Origin of the sequence: Mucilaginibacter sp. (assembly GCF_025362475.1) — a bacterium.
In the GTDB taxonomy this organism is placed as follows: domain Bacteria; phylum Bacteroidota; class Bacteroidia; order Sphingobacteriales; family Sphingobacteriaceae; genus Mucilaginibacter.
The window spans coordinates 75,189-95,698 of sequence record NZ_JANYGH010000058.1; the positions used below are offsets into that span (position 1 = coordinate 75,189).

Genomic DNA, 20,510 nt, shown 5'->3' on the forward strand with positions numbered 1-20,510 from the left:
CAAATCTGCATGATCAGTGCATATCAATTCGCGGGAAATAACATAGCAGTCAATTCTTCGGATAATGACCATAGTTTTTTCGCGTTTTCGGCATCAACCGAATATGGCTTTACCCCTCTCAAGGATAAAGGATCATCATAATTATGTTCAATATTCCCTTCATCCAGTTCAGCTATATCTACGTTCTCGCAGTATACACCGCCAATGTCATTTAACTGTGCACTGGTAGCACACCAAACAGACGTGGCTGCCCCCTGCGCAACATTTTTGAGTTTAACTGCTACTTCAGGAAAGATATTTCCGTTGGCATCATGAGTGCCCATTTGCTGAAATAAAGCCATAGGAGCAACACGCCCAAGATCGGTACCAATTATCGATCCGGGATGTAAGGAAAAAGCCCGTACGCCAAAAGCTTTGCCACGATAGTCCAGTTCAACCGTGAAAAGATTATTGGCTGTTTTGGATTGTCCATAACCTTGTAATGTTTCGTACTCCCGGTTGGTGAAATTGGGGTCATCAAAATTGAAGGGCGCCATTTGGTGCCCGTATGAGGATACATTAATCACCCGGGCACCATTTGCTTTTTTTAACGCCGGCCAAAGTTTTGCCGTTAGTTGAAAATGCCCCAAATGGTTGGTAGAAAGCTGCGACTCATAACCCCGGCTATCACGTTGCAATGGCACCCACATAATGCCAGCATTATTAACAAGGATATGAAGGGCATCATTTGTAGAAAGAAACTTTTCTGCAAAAGCATTTATAGATTCCGGATCCATAAGGTCCATCTCCTCAATCGTCACATTATTCACGCCCTTTAAGTTGCCGGCAGCTTTATGGATATCCCGGGCCGGTACAACTACTTGAGCACCCGCAGCTACAAAAGCTTTCACTGTTTCCAATCCTATACCAGCATATCCGCCGGTTACGATAGCTGTTTTACCATTAAGATCAATTCCTTTTATAACATCATGCACGGTGGATGTTGCGCCAAACCCGGAATTAATAGGTTGCTGTAAAGCCCCGTTGTAATTGTCTGTTAATTTCATCCTTTAATTTTTTATAAGACAAAATTAACCATACCACCATGAAGTCACTTTGTTTAAAACGTCAATCTACTTTGTTTAAAACGTCAATTTTTGAGTGGAGGATGAAGTTGAAAATCTAATGCTTGATCCTTTTCACTCCAAACCTTTTAAATATGGTATCCAATTTTGACGAAGGCATGGTTGCACTATGCTCCAGAGCTTCAAGGGCGGCATTCGATATCTGCCATCCTAAGGGAAGCACGGGCCAGAATGGTTTTCCATTAAATTTATAGGCCGAAGGCTGAAAACTTACATACGTATATCCATTGTTTTTTGTTGGCAACCGGCAGTTGATTAACTCTGCCCTAACACTATTTGCACTTCCAACGTTAAGTGCGCCCAATGGCGGCCCGAGTGGTTCATAAAAATTTTTATCGTATACAGGAGATTCTATACCGGCGATACTGTTAGGTAGCGCCAAGATATTGATGCTTATATTTTTGAGTATAGGGTGATTGTCGGCTATCAATTTTGCCCGTACGCTCTCAAACACTTTTATCACTTGCAGGGAGGTTTCACCGCCTGAATTTTCAATAGTACCTCCATCTGTAAAGTGCCTGTTATTGTTCAATTTGGCTGTGGGGCTTACATAAGGAAACCTGGCACTTAAAAATCCTGCGGTACTTACGCGCATATCCCCCCTCCCTGGAATTTCCTGTTCCAGAAATATAGCCGACGGAAAGTCTTTTGAATTTAACAACACCGGGGCTATAATTCCTTTATTCCCGGATGGGATATCATAAGTATTTGAAAACAGTAAGGGAAGCTCCGTTTTACTATCATACCACATAGACATAAATGGTAGTTTTAAATCGATGTTACGATGTAAAGCATTTTGTTCCCAGTCCATTTCCATTAGCCTTGCCCTATCGGGTATGCCCGATAATCCAAAACTGGAATAAACCATATCGCGGCCCAACAAGGCAATAATATCTGATGTTAAATTATCTGTACCATATAAGGACCATGAATTGTGTGGATAAAAAAACTGGTCATTAGCAAGGTCTTTTAGGTGTGCATGTCTTGACGCATCCAACAACATTAACCCAACAGTGCCACCCGAAGCGCCGGAATAGGAAAATGCGTAATGCTGAAAACCCAATTTATTGAATTTCCCGGTATCGGCCCGCATCTCTTTATCCAGTGTGCCTATTACCATGGTTGTCCAAACCGCTGCGCGGACTCCCCCGCCATGCGCGTTCACAAAATAAACAGGATAACTCTTTTTATACTGTTTATAATAATTGTCTATTTCCTGTTCTCTTCCACGCAGCCACTTTTCGGCATAAGTATTTAAGGAGTCGGCTGTTTTCACGCAGGATGTATCAACTCCATTTTTAGTTTTGCAATGAGTTGTATCTGTTAAAACTGCTATACCATGGTAATTTGTTACAGAGCTTGAAGCACCAATAAAAGTGATAACCAATAAAATGGTTATCCAGGTAACGCCCGTTTTTTTTCCGATAAACAGCAAATAGGTAAAGAATAACAAGTAGCCGGCTACCGCAAAAAACACAAAGGGCATGGTATAAAACCTTGAGCTGTAAATAAATCTGGCCAGGAATGACGGAAAATTACAGGCGATAAAGAACGCCAGGCAAGCCAGGCCGGTTAAGGTGATAAAAGGTGCAATTGGCCATTTTTTAATAATACCACTGCAGGTGCGCAAGGTGGTTGTGATTAAAAAAAGAATTGATAATATGATTAAGTCTAAAGCGAGGTGAACAATGGCATAAGGTTGTGTATTGTTTTTATCCATCCCCCAAATAACCATCGGAATGAACAATACTATTATGGTTATACCATATTTTATCCAGTTAATCTCGCCGTTAATATTCTTATAAAAACCATCTATCCAATGATGCTCTAAAATAATCCTGTACACAATTAACATCAACAGGAATATAGCCAAAGGAGGTATACCCGAAAACCAATAGTCCATGTGGTAATTGTCCATAACTTTGAAAATCCCTACCGCCGGAATAAGAAAACCGGCTGCACCAAGCAGGCGGCTCAAATCTACTTCGGCCTTTGGCCTTTTGTGGGTTTGCGGATCTACCTTAAAATCGACTGATTTAAAAAAGAATTGAGCATAATTCATTACTCCGTCATACTCAAGAATTTTAGGTAAATACCAGCATAACAAAGCGATAATGGATGTAGAAAACAAGAACAGGTATACGCCCAATTTTTCGGCATTTAAAGAAAGTAACAGATCCTGTCCCTGATCGCTGATATAAAGCAATGCAAACACAATCAGTAAGGTAAAGAGCATCACCCTCCAACGCCAAAATAGTTGCGTGCCTTTTTTAAGAAAACCGGTGATCATTCCGAGCCACAACAAAGCGAGATCGAGAATAATAGACTGCCAAACAATAACTGCCACTACTGCTATAAGTAATATCCATTTTAAGCGGGATGGATACCCAACTATACTTGCATCAGGTAATGGATTTTTGGGGTTTGCCATATACAGATGGACTATTTTGGACGTTCCAAAATTCTCTATATAGTCAAGAATGCCACCTAAAACAGTAAAAAGCGCTAAAGCGATAAATAGCCAATTAAACCTGGGGCTGTAACCTTCTACCCGAATTAAACGGGAAATTAACAACAGTAAAAAGCCAACATAAAATATAATAAAGGCATAGTCGGCTTGATTTTGGGCAATCACCGTTTTAAGCCCGGTTACCTTCACTACCCTTGGTGTATCGGTATTTTTATATACGAGTAAGTTTTTGTAGGTTATACCCCATTCCTTCAACATTTTATCCCTGTCCGAATTGTTTAAATTGGTTTCCCAGGACAAGATCGCCTTTGGCGCATGCGCTGTAATTACCAGGTACTTATCCTTTTGAGTAAGTGTGGCGGTTATAAAAAGCCCGGCAGTAAAAAGCAAAAACAGCAACCTGAAATTTGGCGTAATCCAGTGAAGGAGCTTTGTGAAGAATGATTTCATGACAAGAGGTTTGGTTTAATAAAGCTATTGATAATGAATAAGATAAGCAAGAAAATCAATAATTAATTTCAAAAATCCACATTTAAAAAAAGAACGTTGTGTGGCTGTTACTGTTGATCTCAAGGGGGCCCTCGCTCCTGCTACTAAGGCCTTGTCCATTTTATTATTGTTTTTGTTACTTAGCACTATTAACTTACTTTAGGGTATAGGTAAGGCTGCAAGGTTGAAATACGATAAAAAGGCAATGCCAATTAAATACTAAAATAATGGAAATAGGAATAGACAGTTTTGCTTCCGCAATGTATGGCACAAACGAAAGCAACAGGTTGAGCAGTGTTGACGCTATGGAGCAATTGCTGCAAAGGATAACATTTGCGGACGAGGTTGGCTTGGATGTTTTTGGCATCGGCGAACATCATAAAAAAGAGTTTCTGGACTCGGCAACCGCCGTTATCCTCGCAGCAGCGGCAGCAAAAACCAGCAGGATAAAATTAACCAGCGCGGTGTCGGTTTTAAGCGCTGCTGATCCGGTAAGAGTATATCAAAGTTTTGCAACGCTGGATCTCATTTCTAAAGGCAGGGCAGAGTTGGTTGTTGGCCGCGGTTCTTCTATCGAAGCCTATCCCCTCTTTGGTTTTGACCTTGATGATTATGACGCGCTTTTTAAAGAAAAGCTGGACCTGCTATTAAAGATCCGCGACAATGAGTTTGTGACCTGGACGGGTAAGTTTCGGCCGGCACTTGATAACCTGCCCGTTTATCCGCGGTCGCTACAACCGCAATTGCCCGTATGGCTTGGCGTTGGTGGCACACCTGCATCTTTTGCCAGGGCGGGAACCCTGGGTTTACCATTAATGGTGGCTATTATCGGTGGCGAAACCCATCGTTTCCGCCCGCTGATAGATCTGTACAGGGAAGCCGGCGCGCGGGCCGGGTTTAAACCCGAGCAATTGAAAGTGGGTTTACACTCGCCGGGCTATGTAGGAGCCAGCACGGATCAAGCAATTGCCGAATATTACCCAGGCTACGCGGAACTTTGGACCAAACTGGGCAGGCAACGTGGCTGGCCACCGGTAACGAGGCCGCAGTTTGACGGATTGATTAGCCCGAAAGGTGTTTTGGTTGTAGGTGGCCAGGAACAGGTTGCGGAAAAAATATTGCGGCACAGCGAAGCGCTGGGTGGGATTTCGAGGTTTACATTCCAGATGGATAATGCCGGGCTATCTCATGAAAAGTTAATGAGTGCCATTGAGTTGATAGGAACCAAGGTGATTCCCTTAGTTAAAAGTGGAATGAAGGAATGATGTACCCATTATATCGATCTAAATTTTCAAAAATAATTTAGATCGATATAAAAAGTATAGCAAACCTATTTGCGTACAAGTGATGGCCGATGCCGACCATACCGCACGCCATTTTTCAGGAGCCATTTTCACCAGGCCGCCTAATAAATAGTTCGCTGTATGCTGAAAATCAACCATCCCCTCTGATGCCAGATAAATGAGTATGGAGTTTAGGCCAATAATTACAAACGGAAACGCCCATTTACGATACCCTGCAACATCAATCACCAAATAAAATACCGAAAGAAGAATAAGGCTCCATCCCCCTACATATAAAACAAAGGAACTTGTCCAAAGCCGCTTGTTGATCGGGAAAACTGTTTGCCATAATAAACCCAAAGCTATACAGGCCAATCCCATAAAAAAAAGAGCCACTCCCTTTTTCCACATTGGCCAGTCAGGAGATTCTTGTTCTAAAAACTGCCCCGTGAATATCCCCATTAGCGCCGTTCCAATGGCGGGGATAGTTGATAAAATTCCTTCGGGATCATGAACTTTATCATGAAGCCTGCCGGGTAGTAGTAAACGATCGATATATGACTCCAGGCTGCCATTCATCGTTAATACCCCTGCTCCATAACCAGGAACAGGAATGAGGGTCATAGCCGCCCAATAACCCAGTAATAAAACACCGAACCAAATAATCTGCCCCCTCAAATTAAAATTCAAATAGATCAAGCCGGCAAAAAACCAGGCAAGACCTATCCTGCCCAGTACGCTTGCAAAGCGAATATTTTCATATCCGTTAAATTTTAAAAGACCATTGACCACCATACCCAAAAAAATCAGAATTATAGTGCGTCTAAACATGGATTTATAAATCCCCCATTTTACTTTGGAGGGTAAAAGCAGGATATCATTGACCCCATGTTGGTTGATTTTATTTTTCATAGAATAAGGCATAGAAATGCCCGCTATGAATAAAAACAGGGGAAAAATCATGTCATAAAAAGTTATGCCATTCCACACCGTATGGTGCAACTGGCCAGACATCCATATAAACAGCGGCCATCCGGTTGCTTTTGCCAGGGCATGAACAATTCCTTCGCCGCTCATGATCCAAAACATATCAAAACCCCGTAAGGCATCAAGCGACATTAAGCGGGCCGGCTTCAATTTATTAACTATTTTACCAGGTTCAACGTTCCTGTTCATGATATTCTTATTTTAAATCTTCGGCCATTGCTTTCCGATACTTTTTATACAGCAATTCCGCCGTAACTACGCTATTCCCAGCAGTCTGAACAGGATAGCTTTTACTTGTATTAACCCAGCTCCATTCCCATTCACTTATCGCTTTATCAAACGCTTTAAGATCAGGTTCTTTTTTAGTACTTATTGATTTATTAAGCACTTCAAAAAATTTCTGCCACCTCACTTTGTAAAAATCATTCAGTAAACCACTCCATTGCCGGCAGGAATACTCATGCAATGGGCTATTTTTATCCCCCCAAAGCGTGATCAGGTTGCGGGCGTTACGTTCATAAAGCTTTTTTTCTTCGGGGTTTGTACCCCAGCTTCTGGCATCTGCTATCCATGGCCCTAACAAAAAATCTTTTCGGGTTGCTAATAGTTTATCCATATCAGTAATCAACTCCAAATAATCAGCAGCCGCTTTATTAAATGCGCCGATGTCTTTATCCTGGTATGCTTTAAGCCATTTAACCTGCAAGGGCCTGGCGTAATTTGCCAATACCTGGCGTGTCAGGTCTACCAGATCGTAATTAAAACCACTGCTATTTTGGCAAACCGGCGCGGCTGAAATCAATTTATCCCAGGCGGGAAGCAGATCTGCACGGCGGTAATTTAATTTTGTGCGGGTCCAAACTGCAGCAGAATCAAGCGTAGACCGACCGGTAATGATTGATTCCGCACCATCCCGAATATCCTTTCCATTAAACACCGTTCCTCTCAATACCTTCCAGGCCTCCAGCGCATCAGCGCTCTGCACACCATAACGATTATAAATATACCCGGGCAACCACTCGTCAAGATTAACGGGTACATCCTGCCAGGTATTTTGCATCATTAACTCGTATAAAACCGGCGTTTGCTCAATTGCTTCCATTGTTAAACCTATCCCCACCATTTTACCGGATTGCGGATCATGCAAGGCTGTAGCAGGTTGTTTTGCTACGGCATCCATCCTGCCAAATAAGCTGATATTACCACCGTAATTATGAAGCATATTCCAGATCCATGGTTTGCCATAGAAAGCATTGGTACGCTTCCATATCGGTTCAAAATCAGTATTCAAATCCAGGATGATCATGTGCTCATTGGGCACAGCACTCAGCAAAGCTTTTATCTGTTCATCATGCCAAAACTCCTTGTCGCTAAAAAACAACCAGCCCTGCATAACCCAAACGGCCTTAGGATCGGCGCCTTTCATCCCATCATAAACCCTCGCGCTTAATTCTGACAAGAAAGCAGGATCACTGGAAGGCGGCTCGTTTTCGTTAAACGTATCTGCAGAGTAAAGGTGATCTGTTCCATATATCCTGGTTTGTTCTTCAATAAACCGCTTACCAATTTCTGCAAAAAGGGAATCTTTAGCATCCAGTATATAGGTGTCCTCAAATCCGTTTTTCCAGTTAGTTTTTTTAAGCTTTGCCTGCGGAAACCTTGTTTTAAATGAGGCAGGTACATGCCCTGTAAATGCGGGCAATACCGGTTTTATACCCAATTCTCTTTCTCTTTTCAATATCTTTAACTGCAGGTCTTTATGGCTATTTATCCAACTTTGCGGTAACGGGCCTCCCCATTTATCTATATTGCCCATATAAAACCAGCCAAAGTAAGCCGGTCCGCTAAAAAAGTTCTGCATATCGGCTCCGCTAAAGCCCAAGTCTGTGTAAACCTTGTTCCAAACATATTCCTGGCCGGTAATAGCAAGTGGCATGTTGATACCGTGCATTGCCATCCAGTCTATCTCTTTCTCCCATCTTTTCCAGTCCCACCAACTCATGCTGTAGCTGTAGGTGCAATAGTTTAAATAGTAGCGATAATCATAAGGGCTGTTTCTTCTTGTTTTATGATCAGGAATGGGGAGTTGTTGAGGTAAATTCAGATTGGTACCATTCCAGGTTACCTGGCAATGGCCGTATTCGTTTAAATAGTAATATAATGCCGATGCTATGGCAACGCCATTATTACCCCGTAAAATTATTTTTCCTTTTGCTCCTTCAACCTCAAAAGCATCTTTTGAATTATTGTTATCCAATGCCTCAACCACAAACATTTTAGCATGTGCAGGAACCACTCTGCTGATGAGCGCATAAGATGAATTAACATTTAGCTGTGCTTTTGTTTTTGCTGAAATACAGCAAATAAAGGCAACAAGTAAATATTTAAGCTTGTATATTTTTTTCATGGTGGTAGGCGATTATTGGGGGCCAATGCATCATTATATAACCTTAAGCCAGGTTATTTTATAAGTGTATTTTTAGCCTCGGTCATAAACCGGTCGTTTAGTGAAGGGTGTTTTACGTTGTTTAAAATAATCACAGGAACCTCCTTTGAGTTGATCACATTTATTTTACTAAGATTTAGCTTATCTACATCATCAAAAATAAATGGGCTCCTGAAATCTTCGCCGACATGATTTATCCGCATATTTTTAAATGTGATACCTTCGGCATGCCTTACATAAAAGGCAGAAGCAGGCAGTTCTCCAAACATCGAAAACTCAGGGTAATCGCCGCTTTTCTCCGGTACTTTGATCAGGGAATCTGCATTGAAATAAGCTATACTCTTTTTTGCAATGCCTTTATAGCTGATATCAATATTTTCAAGGGTTACATTGGTTACATTATAACCTGGCAAACCCATAATAGAGGATGGAAATATATTGTGAGGAAACAACTCGGCCGGCCCTTCCATATGATATCCTGCATCCGGTTTTCCAGCAGGCACTTCAACTTTAACATTTGCTATAAATACATTACTAATTTTACCCGGAGGGCTTTTCTTGTTGCGTTTACCCAGGCGGATGAATATGGCATTCCCCGTATTTTTTGCGGTTACATTACGTATATCAATATCCTCAATTACAGCCCCATCTACAGATTCAATGGCGATGGCAGACCGGAAAGTATCATACACATAGATGCCACGAACGGTTATTTTCTTAAAGCCGCCAAATGATGCTGTACCCATCTTAAGAGCGCTCGCGCTTGAGCGAATTTTACAGTTGGCTATATATATATTTTCGCAGGCCCCAAGAGGATCTGACGATTTAAGGCAAATCCCATCATCTGCAACATTGAAAAAACTATTGGTAAGCTTTACATTTTTACAATCAACAAGATCAATTCCATCGTTATTTAAAAACGTGTTACTAACAACGCGGATGCTATCAACAACCATGTTGGTACAGCTTCTGTAATCCTGTATCCAGCACAATCCATTTTTAATAGTAATGTTCTTAATAGTTACCTTATTACATTTTTCGAAAAAGATTAACTTGGGCCGGTTATCTTCCTGAGGGCGCATCTGGTGCCAATCATTATAAGTTTGCCACTCGGAATCTTTTAAAGTGCCATTTTTTAGCATTTTATAGATATCCTTTAATAATTCATCACCATTGCCATCTATAATCCCTTTGCCGGTAATTGATACGTTTTGCTGTCCTTCGGCACAAATTAATGGAGAAGCCTTGCCAGGGCCGTATACTATTCGTTTTGCCGATGCCATCAATACTGCTCCCGGGGCTAAGCGCAGCTCGACATTTGATTTTAAATGAATAACTCCTGTAATAAAAGTACCTGCTGGTATCAATACTGTACCCCCGCCGGCCTTACCGGCCATATCAATCGCTTTTTGGATATAAACCGCATTATCTGTTTTACCATCCGCTACAGCACCAACCTTCTTAATATTGATAATGCCGCTTTTTGCTTCTGCCGAATTAACCAGCAGTACCGAAAAAATAATAAATAATATTGATCTCATCTTTTGAATAGTGGAATTTTCAAAGCTAATAATAAGATTAATCCCCCAATCTTTACAAGACTGGGGGATTAAAATATTGGCTGTTAGTACCCAGGGTTTTGTGTCAGCTTGGGGTTTAACTGCATTTCGGGTCTTGGTATTGGAAAAATCCGCTTGGCGGGGTTAGCATCTGTTTTAATGCCCCAGGATTTTTCAAACTGTCCAAAGCGTATCATATCATTACGGCGCCACATTTCCATAGCCAGTTCCCTGCCGCGCTCATCTAAAATATCCTGTAAGGTTACAGCAGCCAATGGCGATGCTTTGGCACGCGCCCTTACCTGGTTGACCAATGATAACGGCGAATCGCCGTTGGTTGCAGTGGCTCCTCTTAAAATGGCTTCAGCTTTCTCCAGCAGCACATCGGCATACCTGAACATCGGCACATCATTGCCCTGATTACGATCTGTGTTTAAGCTGTCTGGATAAAATTTGTTGTTCCTGTAACCTTCTTCGTTGGCAAGCTCATCATTACCAATATCAAAAGTTGCGTTATTTTTCCAAACAATATCAGGCGTAAACTCCAGTTGGTGTACAACAGTTGCATTTGGGTTAGGGCCGCTATAACTTGCATCAAGGCCAATATTTGTAGTAGTAATATTTATTGGCGTACCATCATTATTGTATTGTTTACCAACAAGGTATTGTTTTTTGCGAATGTCATTTGCATCGTTAAACAAAGCATAATACTCTTTGTAGGTATAAACCGGACCATCCGGAGTATAAGGCATTTTATACTTATTTTTCAAATTAGGGTTAATTGTCCAGCGGGCATAGTATTGTCCCTGCGCCTGAACGCCATCATAAGGTACGGCAAATATAAAATCCTTAATCTGCGGACCGTTGTTAGGTTTAAACATGCCCAAATAATCGGCGTCTAAAGAATACTGGCCACCTTTTATAATATTATCGCACATGGTAACCGCGTCCTGATATCTTGGCGTGCCAATGTAGTATTGTGCATTAAGATACATTTTTGCAAGGATTGCATACGCTAAACCTTTGGTTGGCCTGCCATACGTTGTAACTCCTGCAGTAGCACTCAGATCAGGAATTTGTGCAAGTAGTTCGCTTTCGATAAAAGCAAACACGGTTGCCCTTGGCTGGGTGCCCAGGTTGGTGGTATCACCAAACTTTTTGCTGATAGGCACATTTCCGAAAAGGTCCATCAGGTAAAAATAAGACAATGCCCGCATGGTTTTAATTTCGGCAAGGGTTTGTTTTTTGGCATCGCTTGCAGGTGTAGCATCAAATAATGATAATACCTGGTTACATAAACTTATTGTTCCGTAACCCCACTGCCAGCAGGTTTCTGTCATACCGTTATCAGGTGTTACTGTATGCAGGTTCACGGTTGAATAGGTACCACCGTCAAGCCAGTTACCGCCACGCGCTACCAGCACATTTTCATCGGTACTTAAATTTTGTAATAACCAGTACTGCCTGCCCGGCGCCCCCCGAAACGAGGTATAAATAGGCCCTGTAGCAGCTACGTACTGCGCAGGAGTAGTTGGAAAAATAGAGGGAGTAAGCGCCGATTTAGGAGTTATATCTAATTTTGTACAACCCGAAAGGTAAATTGCCGCCATAACCAAGGCAACAAGGCCCGGTTTTATATATCTTTTTAAATTGTTCATCTCTTGTTAGGTTAATGGTTATTATAAATCAACTTGGATACCGGCAAGGAAACTCCTTGTTTTTGGGTAAAAATTATTACTATCAACTCCAATAAACTGGCCGCTGGCCTGGTTGTCGATGTTCAAATTCAATTCAGGATCAACCCCTTTGTATTTGGTAATAATAAATAAGTTGGTACCGGTAACATACAAGCGGATGCCATGTACATAATTACCCGGAACATTTATTTTGTATGCAAGTGTGGCGTTACTTAACCTAATAAACGCGCCACTTTCCAAATAACGGGTTGAATACAAGTTGGCGTTAACATCGGTGCCCGGCTCACTTAACGTAAGGGTAGGCACGCCGTGTGCCGAAGCCTGAGTTGGCTGATTAAAGCTGGCCAATGATGCGTTCATGATTTTATTACCGCCCTGGCCTCTGAAAAAGAAATTTAGGCTAAAGTTTTTATAAGTAAAATCGTTACCTAAACCAAAGGTATAGGTTGGCTGCGCGTTACCTGCGTAAGTTTGATCGGCACTTGTAGGTGTTGTAGTTGGCTGACCATTGGCGCCTAAAAATGTTGATACGCCATTGGGGCGGCCAAGATATTTTAGGGTATAAAATTCGCCAAGCGGGTAACCGGCTTCAATGATGGATACGTTTATTCCGCTTTGACCCGGTCCCTCAGGGTCGCCTCTATATATTTTAGATAGATTTGGGGCAAGGGCTGTAATCTTATTTTTGTTGAATGAAATATTACCGTAGCTGCTCCACGTAAAGTCTTTTGATTTAATAGGCGTACCGTTAAGTGCTATCTCCACACCTTTATTGCTCATGCTACCTACGTTCATAACCTTGTAATTTACAAAGTTATTGATAAGCGGTACCGGAACACTGGTGATCATATCGGTTGTTTTTTTATTGTAGATATCAACCGAACCGCCCAAGCGTCCTTTTAATATAGAGAAATCAATACCGCCATTTAGTGTGCCGGTACTTTCCCACTTCAAATCCGGATTCGGGTTTTGGGTTACACCAATAGCACCTATATAAGCACCGTTGTAATAAAAACTGCCCGTGGTGCCATAAAGCGTTATAGGCGTATATGGCGAGAAGCCTAATGAGTTACCAGTTTTACCGTATCCTACCCTCAGTTTCAGATCATCAAAAAATGATTGCGATTTCATGAAACCTTCGTCGATCACGCGCCATGCAGCAGATACAGCAGGGAAATACCCCCAACGTTTGTTGGTACCAAAAGCGTTTGATCCATCGCGACGTACCGACGCCTGCAAAAGGTATTTACCTTCATAACTGTAATTAAGACGCGAATAAAATGATATCAGGCGTAAGGTTTCCTCGTTAACACCACCATAATCAACACGGTAGTTGGAAGCCGGTGTACCCAGCGCCAGGTTGCTATAGCCGGTAGCATCAGAAATAAAATTTTGATTGGTTGACTGAAAACCGTTTCCTTTAGTTGTCTGGTCTATTGAATAACCAAACAACGCTTTAAAACTGTGCTTATCATTCCAGTTATGAGCATAGGTTAAATAATTTTCAAATAACTTTTTTGTATCCTGGTAAGTTGAGCGGATGGCTTTACCATTAAGGCTTGGAGCAAGCTCAGATGCCGAATTGTAATAAGTATTGCTATTGGTATTTGTTTCCTGGTAGGCTAAGTTGAAATTGTAAAGCAAACCGGCAGGTAATATCAGTTCGCCGCGTACATTACCTAACAACAGGTTAATTTTTTGTTTATAAGTATCATTGGTAATAAGGCCAACCGGGTTATAACCTAATTTCAAAGTAGGGTCATTATAAAATGTTCCGTCGGCGTTATAAATGGTACGCGTAGGTAAATACTGAACTATTGATTTAAATAATCCCGGACTTTGGCCATTTGCACTTGACAACGGAATATCATTAACCAGCAGGTTGGAGTTCGTAACCGCATTGCTTAGGGAAAAATCCAATTTCAATTTATCATTCAGCGCTTTTTGGGTGATATTAAGCCTGCCTGTAACACGTTTTAAATCACTGGTTTTAACAATACCCTGGTTGTCCAGGTAATTTAAGCTTCCGTTATAGGTAGTTTTATCGGTACCGCCGCCAAAAGAAAGGTTGTGATTTTGCGAAAAACCGGTGTTGCGTTCAACCGCCTTTTGCCAGTCAGTATTTCCACCGTTATCATTTGCCGGTGTAAAACTTTGCCCGTTAGCTTTTACATAAGCCCTAAGCTGATCGGCGCTGGCCACATCAAACTGGTTAGATACTTTTTCAAAGGCTCCGTAACCATTGTAAGTCATCCTCATCTGGCCCGCTTTAGCCTTTTTAGTAGTTACTATAATCACACCATTGGTAGCCCTGGTTCCGTAGATTGCAGCGGCAGAAGCATCTTTTAATACATCTATTGAAGCAATATCCGAAGGAGCAATCAAATTAAAATCGGCTCCGGGTACGCCATCTATTACATAAAATGGTACAGAAGCTTCGCCTGTCCTTATTGATGATGGCCCACGCAGCGTAACAGAGGCTTTACTATTTGGGTTACCATCGCTGGTAATATTTAAACCGGCCACTTTACCTTCCAGCAAATCGGCTGGGCTTGATACTACCCCGGCGTTAAATTGCTCGGCCTTAACGGTTGAAATGGCGCTGGTCAGCTCTTTTTTGGTGCTGCTGCCATAACCTATAACTACCACTTCATTCAGTCCTCTTTTTTCTTCGGTCAGTGTAATTGTTAATGACGTTTGGTCTTCAATCAACACCTCTTTTGTTTCAAATCCAATAAAGCGAAATTGTATAGTGTTTCCCTTTTCGGCCATTATAGCAAACGTACCGTCAGTTGCTGTAGTGGTAATAGTTGCAGAACCCTTTACCTGTACGGTAACACCGGGTATAGCAAGCCCATCTTTATCCGTAACCTTTCCGGTAATACGGCGGGGAACCGCTTTACTGTTGTTATCAGCCGTCCCCTCCGGGCTCAGTTCCTTAATAATGATGGTATTATCATCCAACTCATAAGTAAGGGGCTGCGATTTAAAAATCTGGTTCAGGGCTTCGCCAAGCTCAATATTTGAGGCATGGATAGTTACCGGTTTAGCTTTTTTGAAAACCTGGCTGTTGTACATAAACAAAAAGCCCGTTTGTTTCTTTAATTGCTTTAAAACCGACTTTAAACCAGCTTTATCATTGGAAAGGCTGACCTTTTGCGCCAATGTATTTGCACTGATGTGAAGCGTTAATACAAATAAAAGGATACCCGTTATTTTCATAATCCTAAGTACCTGTTTTAAATAATTGTCATATTGACTAATTGGTTTTCGGTCCTGGCAAAAAGGCACAGGAATTTTAGAATGCAGAAGTTGTTTCATACATTTGAATGTTTGGGTTAAGTTATAATTGGTGCTGTAAACTGGTTATTAACAGGTTAATCTGATCACATTTGCCTTCCCGGCCGCAATCCGGGGAGGTATTAATTCAGATACCTTAACATTAATTGGTTTCGTAATTTATCTCTCCATAATTTTCTGATTAGGCTTTTAAAATTTATTTTTTGTGAACAATTATTTTGTTTCCATCGATGGTGAATTTTACCCCGCCTGTTGATTCCAGTATTTTAATTACCCTCGACAGGTTATTGTCTCTTTTTACTGCACCTGTAAAATTCAAAACAGGTTTAGGACCATCGTATTCTACTTCAACATTATACCATCTGGATAGTTGTAGCATAACCTGTTCCAGCTCTGTATTGTCAAACTGGAATAAGCCATTTTTCCATGCAATAACATCCTCTACATCAACCTCGTTAACTGCAAAGACTTGACTATCTGTTTTATAGATAGCCTGTTGCCCCGGCACCAGTAATTGATTTTCTTTCCCTCTTGAAATTCTGACAGAACCTTCCAGAAGGGTGGTTTTATAAACTGGCTGATCTTTGTATGCACTTATATTGAAGTGGGTTCCCAACACCTCAACCTGCTGATCGCCGAAGCTTACATGGAATGGCATTTTTTTGTTTTTAGCCACCTCAAAATACGCTTCGCCTGTAAGGGAAACATTTCTTACTTTACCCTTAAAAGCTATGGGAAAAGTAATTGATGATTCGGAGTTAAGCATTACTGTGGTACCATCGGGCAATTGTAATTTATACTGCCCTCCCCGCGGGGTCGACATGGTATTATAAACAGGTGCCCCTTCAGTAGCTCCATTTTGATTGTATTTAAGCTCTCCATTGGCAAGCTTTACAACAGATGCACTACCCTGAACTGCCAGCTTACCGTTTTTGGCATCATTTAACATAATCCTGGTGCCATTGGATAGGGTTAAAACAGCATTGTTTCCTCCAGGTTTGATATCGTTCGAGATTTTCGCCTGGGACGTATCGAAGTTGGTTTGTTTAGATTTTAAAAAATACAACCCGACCGTTAAAAGCAAAATTGCTGCAGCTGCATACTTTACCCATGAAATTCTCGCTATGCTTTTTACTGTAGCACCCCCACTTTCAGGTTTGCCAGGTTGAACTGCGAAAACAGCATCCAGCATTTTTTCTTTTTGGCCCTGCGCAAATACATCATTTTCCGTATTGGCGGATGTGTTTGACATAAACACGTCTTCCATCAAACTTTTAATCACTTCCTCCTGCAAAGGATCGTTGATGATTTGCATTAGTTCATCACGCTCCTTTTCTGTAGCAGTCTTGTCGAAATAATTTTGGAATAAATAATTTAGTCTTTCAGGCTTCATTTGAGACATATACACCTAAAGACACTTAAAAAGAAAAAAAGGGGTAGTTGAACTACAAAAAATATTATTTTTATTTAAAAATCAACTGAGCGAGCAAGATCACGACCAAAACGCCGTCATTTTCCACATTAACATTGCTTTTCAGAAACTTAATAGCCGATTTCATATGTTTCTTGACCGTTTCTGGCGAAATATTCAATTTCCGCGCTATTTCTTCATATTTTAAGCGCTCATTCCTACTTAATAAATAAACTTTTTTTTGTTGAGGCGGAAGCTTTTCAATGGCCTTTTCCAACAATGCCCGGTAGAATTCCCCGGATTTATCATCATCATTCAGAATAGAATTTTCTTCAAAATCTTTTTCCCATTCCAATTGGCGTACTTTTTCGTTCGCTTTTTTGCGTAGAAAATTATAGGTCTGATTGCGGCTGATTATAAAGAGGTAATTACTGAAGCTTTCTATTCCGCTTAAGTTTTCTCTTTTTGTCCATATTTTAATAAATACGTCCTGAACAATTTCCTCGGTTATTTCCAAAGACTCCGTTAATCTGTAAACATAATCACCAAGTGATTTATAATAGCCATCAAAAAGTTTGGAAAAAGCCCGCTCACTTCCTGAAATCACTTGTTTTATAAGTTCACTTTCATTAGGAATGGGTTTGATAGCCATTGTTACTTAATTAAACCGTTAAATTTATGTAAAATAAATGTTATTGTAGATTTATAATTGGTGCTGCAAAATAGTTAATAATTAATTTAATCTCCTCAATAAATGCTGAAATTTTGATTTTAGTAAAAAGCTAAAAAAAATCTTAAAACGGTTGAAATAATTGGAATGATCGGATGATAAATTGGGGCAAGAGGTCTGGAGGATCTTCTCATTTTTTTAACATTTGAAAAACAATATAGCCCTAAAAGAAGTAAAACCAGCAGACCCTCCCAAAGCAGATGCAAAAGCCGCAAACGTTGTTTCTGACAACAAACCAAATCCGCAGGTAAAAAATTAACAAATGCAGTATTATTGGGATCTGTCGCTATTGCATCGAGCCCTCTACGCAAAACAAAGAAGCCTTAAGTCCACTTTGAACCTAAGGCTTCTTTGTTATTTACTTAGCTGCTAAATAGCCAGACAAGGCTGTTAGATCACAACCTAAAATTAAATGAAATATAAGGATACCATCCCTCATCAGAGTGCCCGGCCATCAACTGCACTACGGTTAATGAGGCTGGCGCAAAGTACAATCCGCCGCCTGTTCCAGAGTGCCATTTATCAGAATGCTCGCCATTAACCCAAACGCGGCCGGTATCATAAAAGCCGATCAGCCCTAATTGGCCGGGTATTATATAACTGGCAATGTCAGCTATCTTTACCCTGGCCTGCAGATTGTTAAAAACCATATGCTGCCCCGCGAAGCGGTTTTGCAGATAGCCCAACAGGTTACCCTGCCCGCCCAGGAACATGGATTGATAAAACCCTGGTTTACCAAAACTTACACCACCGCCAACACGATCTGACAGCACAATAGAACCTGTTGAATTTATTTTTTGATAATAGGTAAACTCCGGCCTTATTTGTACAAATGATTTCGAATAATTATTAAGGCCGGTATATCCCTGCAGGTTTACAAACAAGTAATAACCTTTTTTTGGTAAAATACCATTATCCCGGTGGTTGCTCTCCAAATTTATCTGTGCGCCCAAATGCGCTTTGTCTTTATTTATTGTTAAACTATCATAAGCATTAACCTTGGATGACTGGGTGATAAAACGCCCTGCATTGTCGGCCAGGTCAAGACGATAGAACTGGAAAGACGGACCTACGCTTATTGAAGTTCCACGGGCTAATCGCCAACGCAAGGCGGGATCAACCTGGTATATATCATACCGGGTACGGTAAAACCGGCGATAATTACCGGTTTTATCCAGTACAGTTTCGTTACCGCGGCCAAAAAAGTTTACAGTATTATCCGGTGCTTGTGCAAATGCCTGCAGGGTGAAATCAGCTTTTCCAAATGCCTGAATCCATTCCCCATTATATTTTATCCTGAATGCATCGGTAGCAAAAGAATGTGTGATCATCAGTTGCTGTACGGTGGAGTAAGGCAGCTTTCTAAAACCATCCACACCCGTATATTTAAACCCCAAACCTAACAGGAAGCCATCATCTTTATTTAACCCGGCTGTAGCCAAAGGCATCCAGATATTGTACGTGCTGGCTGGCACAAACCTGTTATTTGCGGTATCATTAGATAAATGCTTGCTCAATCGTCCAACATCACCGGTAAATTCTATGTTATCAGTTGGCCCGTAAACTTTTACTTTACGATTAGCCTGCTTTACATCAATCAATTTTGTACCGGCACTATCAATCACCCTCAGATTGATGAGCGTATTGCTGGTATTGATTACTATTTTATCATCACCACCAGATACATATAACCTCAATTCTTTAGTAACATCCGGATGGTAAGTCATATTCATTACCGTATCCTTAACCTGTCCGTTTTTATTTATTTTATTGATGGCAACCCTCATGCCGTTGTTCTCGCCATCTGTAATAGTCACCAGTTCATCCTTATCGGTTGTACGAACATCAACAATACGGTTAACAAACTTAAAGTATTCATCCATCGCGACAGGAATATTATCCCTGCGCTGCTTCAGTTTGCTAAACAATACATTGTGACGAATGCGGTAAGTTTCAACCGGCAAAAGCTTAAGTGCTTCCTCCAATACCGCGTCCGTTTCGGCTTTTACAAATTCATTGGCAATCCTCATCCACTCTGCATGACTGAACTGTGCATCAGGAAACGCTTTTATAAAACGGGTTTTAAACAGAGAATACTTTACATGGGGAATTTTGCCATCAAAATGATCAAGCAGCGGATCTATCCACGGCAATGCAGCAATAGAAGGAAATAAACCTTCGGATAGATGGAATACCTGGTCGCGGTCGCGGGGTACACCTACATAAAGTTTTTCTTTTCCGTTTTTGGTAGTAGCCCATCGCCACTGGTCTTCATGCCGGTCCCAGTCTCCTATCAGTAAATCCAGCATACGGGCACGCAAAAACTTCTCTCCATCAATGCGGTTATCATAACTTTTAACCACTTCACGTGTCATCTTAATCGTATTGTCTGATGGGCCAATGGGTTCCCGTTCTTCCAGCAAGCATACTACACCTGTAAATATCTTGCTGTATTCGCCCAGTGCATCATCGGCCACTACCAGGCCTATAATGGGATTAGCATGAGGCACCCCGGCCGCTTCAGCAAGCGGGGGCACTATTAATGCGGAAAAGGGGTGTTGCCCGCTCATGGCATCATCAACCCAATCAACTGCAAATGTGCCCTGCAAGTTATCTGGCAATAATTTCTCAGGTGTTTTCTCAACCGTACGCAACACCCATTCATGACCGTTTTTATCCTTTAGTCGCAGCGATTTGGATTGCATTCCTCCACCCTCGCGAATTGGAATAAGGCCCCCATGAATTTGAGATAATCTAATCACCGGTAGTTTTACCGGTTCCGCCCATTCTCTCCTATAATTTTCGCCAAACAGCCAACGATGAATGCCGGTAACCTTATTATAGGATGGATGCACTTTTACAATTGCACTATCTGCATTTTTTTTTACAGATGCATTTTCCTGTCCTTTTACAAAGGATGCATTAATTGCCAGGAAGGAAAAAAATATGAGTAATTTATTATTCATGCTAATAGGGAATTAATAGACAAGTTAAATAAAAGCTTGACAATTTCA

General features: G+C 41.2%; 11 protein-coding genes. 1 reads left to right on the plus strand and 10 read right to left on the minus strand.

Annotated elements, in window-relative coordinates; translation table 11 throughout:
- Positions 1-23: 23 nt before the first annotated feature.
- A complete protein-coding gene (locus Q0R88_RS19105; protein WP_295719225.1) occupies positions 24-1,046 on the minus strand; it encodes an SDR family NAD(P)-dependent oxidoreductase in 1,023 nt (340 codons plus the stop codon).
- A 115-nt stretch (positions 1,047-1,161) separates the two neighbouring features.
- On the minus strand, positions 1,162-4,044 hold the full coding sequence (locus tag Q0R88_RS19110; RefSeq protein WP_295719227.1) for a hypothetical protein: 2,883 nt from the start codon (positions 4,042-4,044) through the stop codon (positions 1,162-1,164).
- Between the two features lie 266 nt (positions 4,045-4,310).
- Between Q0R88_RS19110 and Q0R88_RS19115 the strand changes: the two genes are divergently transcribed.
- Positions 4,311-5,348, plus strand: coding sequence for an LLM class flavin-dependent oxidoreductase (locus tag Q0R88_RS19115; RefSeq protein WP_295719229.1), 1,038 nt, complete (start codon positions 4,311-4,313; stop codon positions 5,346-5,348).
- A gap of 18 nt (positions 5,349-5,366) precedes the next feature.
- Here Q0R88_RS19115 and Q0R88_RS19120 read toward each other — a convergent pair whose 3' ends face one another.
- From Q0R88_RS19120 to Q0R88_RS19155, 8 genes are all read right to left on the minus strand, one after another.
- A complete protein-coding gene (locus tag Q0R88_RS19120) occupies positions 5,367-6,542 on the minus strand; it encodes a DUF5009 domain-containing protein (protein ID WP_295719232.1) in 1,176 nt (391 codons plus the stop codon).
- Positions 6,543-6,549: 7 nt separating this feature from the next.
- Positions 6,550-8,760, minus strand: a complete 2,211-nt coding sequence (locus Q0R88_RS19125) for an alpha-N-acetylglucosaminidase (RefSeq protein ID WP_295719233.1) — start codon at positions 8,758-8,760, stop codon at positions 6,550-6,552.
- A 53-nt stretch (positions 8,761-8,813) separates the two neighbouring features.
- The gene (locus Q0R88_RS19130; RefSeq protein ID WP_295719235.1) at positions 8,814-10,340 is read right to left on the minus strand and encodes a glycosyl hydrolase family 28 protein; all 1,527 of its coding nucleotides are present in this window, start codon (positions 10,338-10,340) and stop codon (positions 8,814-8,816) included.
- Between the two features lie 83 nt (positions 10,341-10,423).
- A complete protein-coding gene (locus tag Q0R88_RS19135) occupies positions 10,424-12,016 on the minus strand; it encodes a RagB/SusD family nutrient uptake outer membrane protein (protein WP_295719236.1) in 1,593 nt (530 codons plus the stop codon).
- Between the two features lie 21 nt (positions 12,017-12,037).
- Entirely contained in the window at positions 12,038-15,376 is a 3,339-nt protein-coding gene (locus tag Q0R88_RS19140) for a TonB-dependent receptor (RefSeq protein ID WP_295719237.1), read from the minus strand.
- 175 nt (positions 15,377-15,551) lie between these two features.
- On the minus strand, positions 15,552-16,748 hold the full coding sequence (locus Q0R88_RS19145; protein WP_295719239.1) for a FecR family protein: 1,197 nt from the start codon (positions 16,746-16,748) through the stop codon (positions 15,552-15,554).
- 70 nt (positions 16,749-16,818) lie between these two features.
- A complete protein-coding gene (locus Q0R88_RS19150) occupies positions 16,819-17,418 on the minus strand; it encodes an RNA polymerase sigma-70 factor (protein ID WP_295719241.1) in 600 nt (199 codons plus the stop codon).
- 473 nt (positions 17,419-17,891) lie between these two features.
- Complete coding sequence (locus tag Q0R88_RS19155) at positions 17,892-20,462, minus strand: BamA/TamA family outer membrane protein (RefSeq protein WP_295719244.1); 2,571 nt, start codon at positions 20,460-20,462, stop codon at positions 17,892-17,894.
- Positions 20,463-20,510 lie beyond the last annotated feature (48 nt).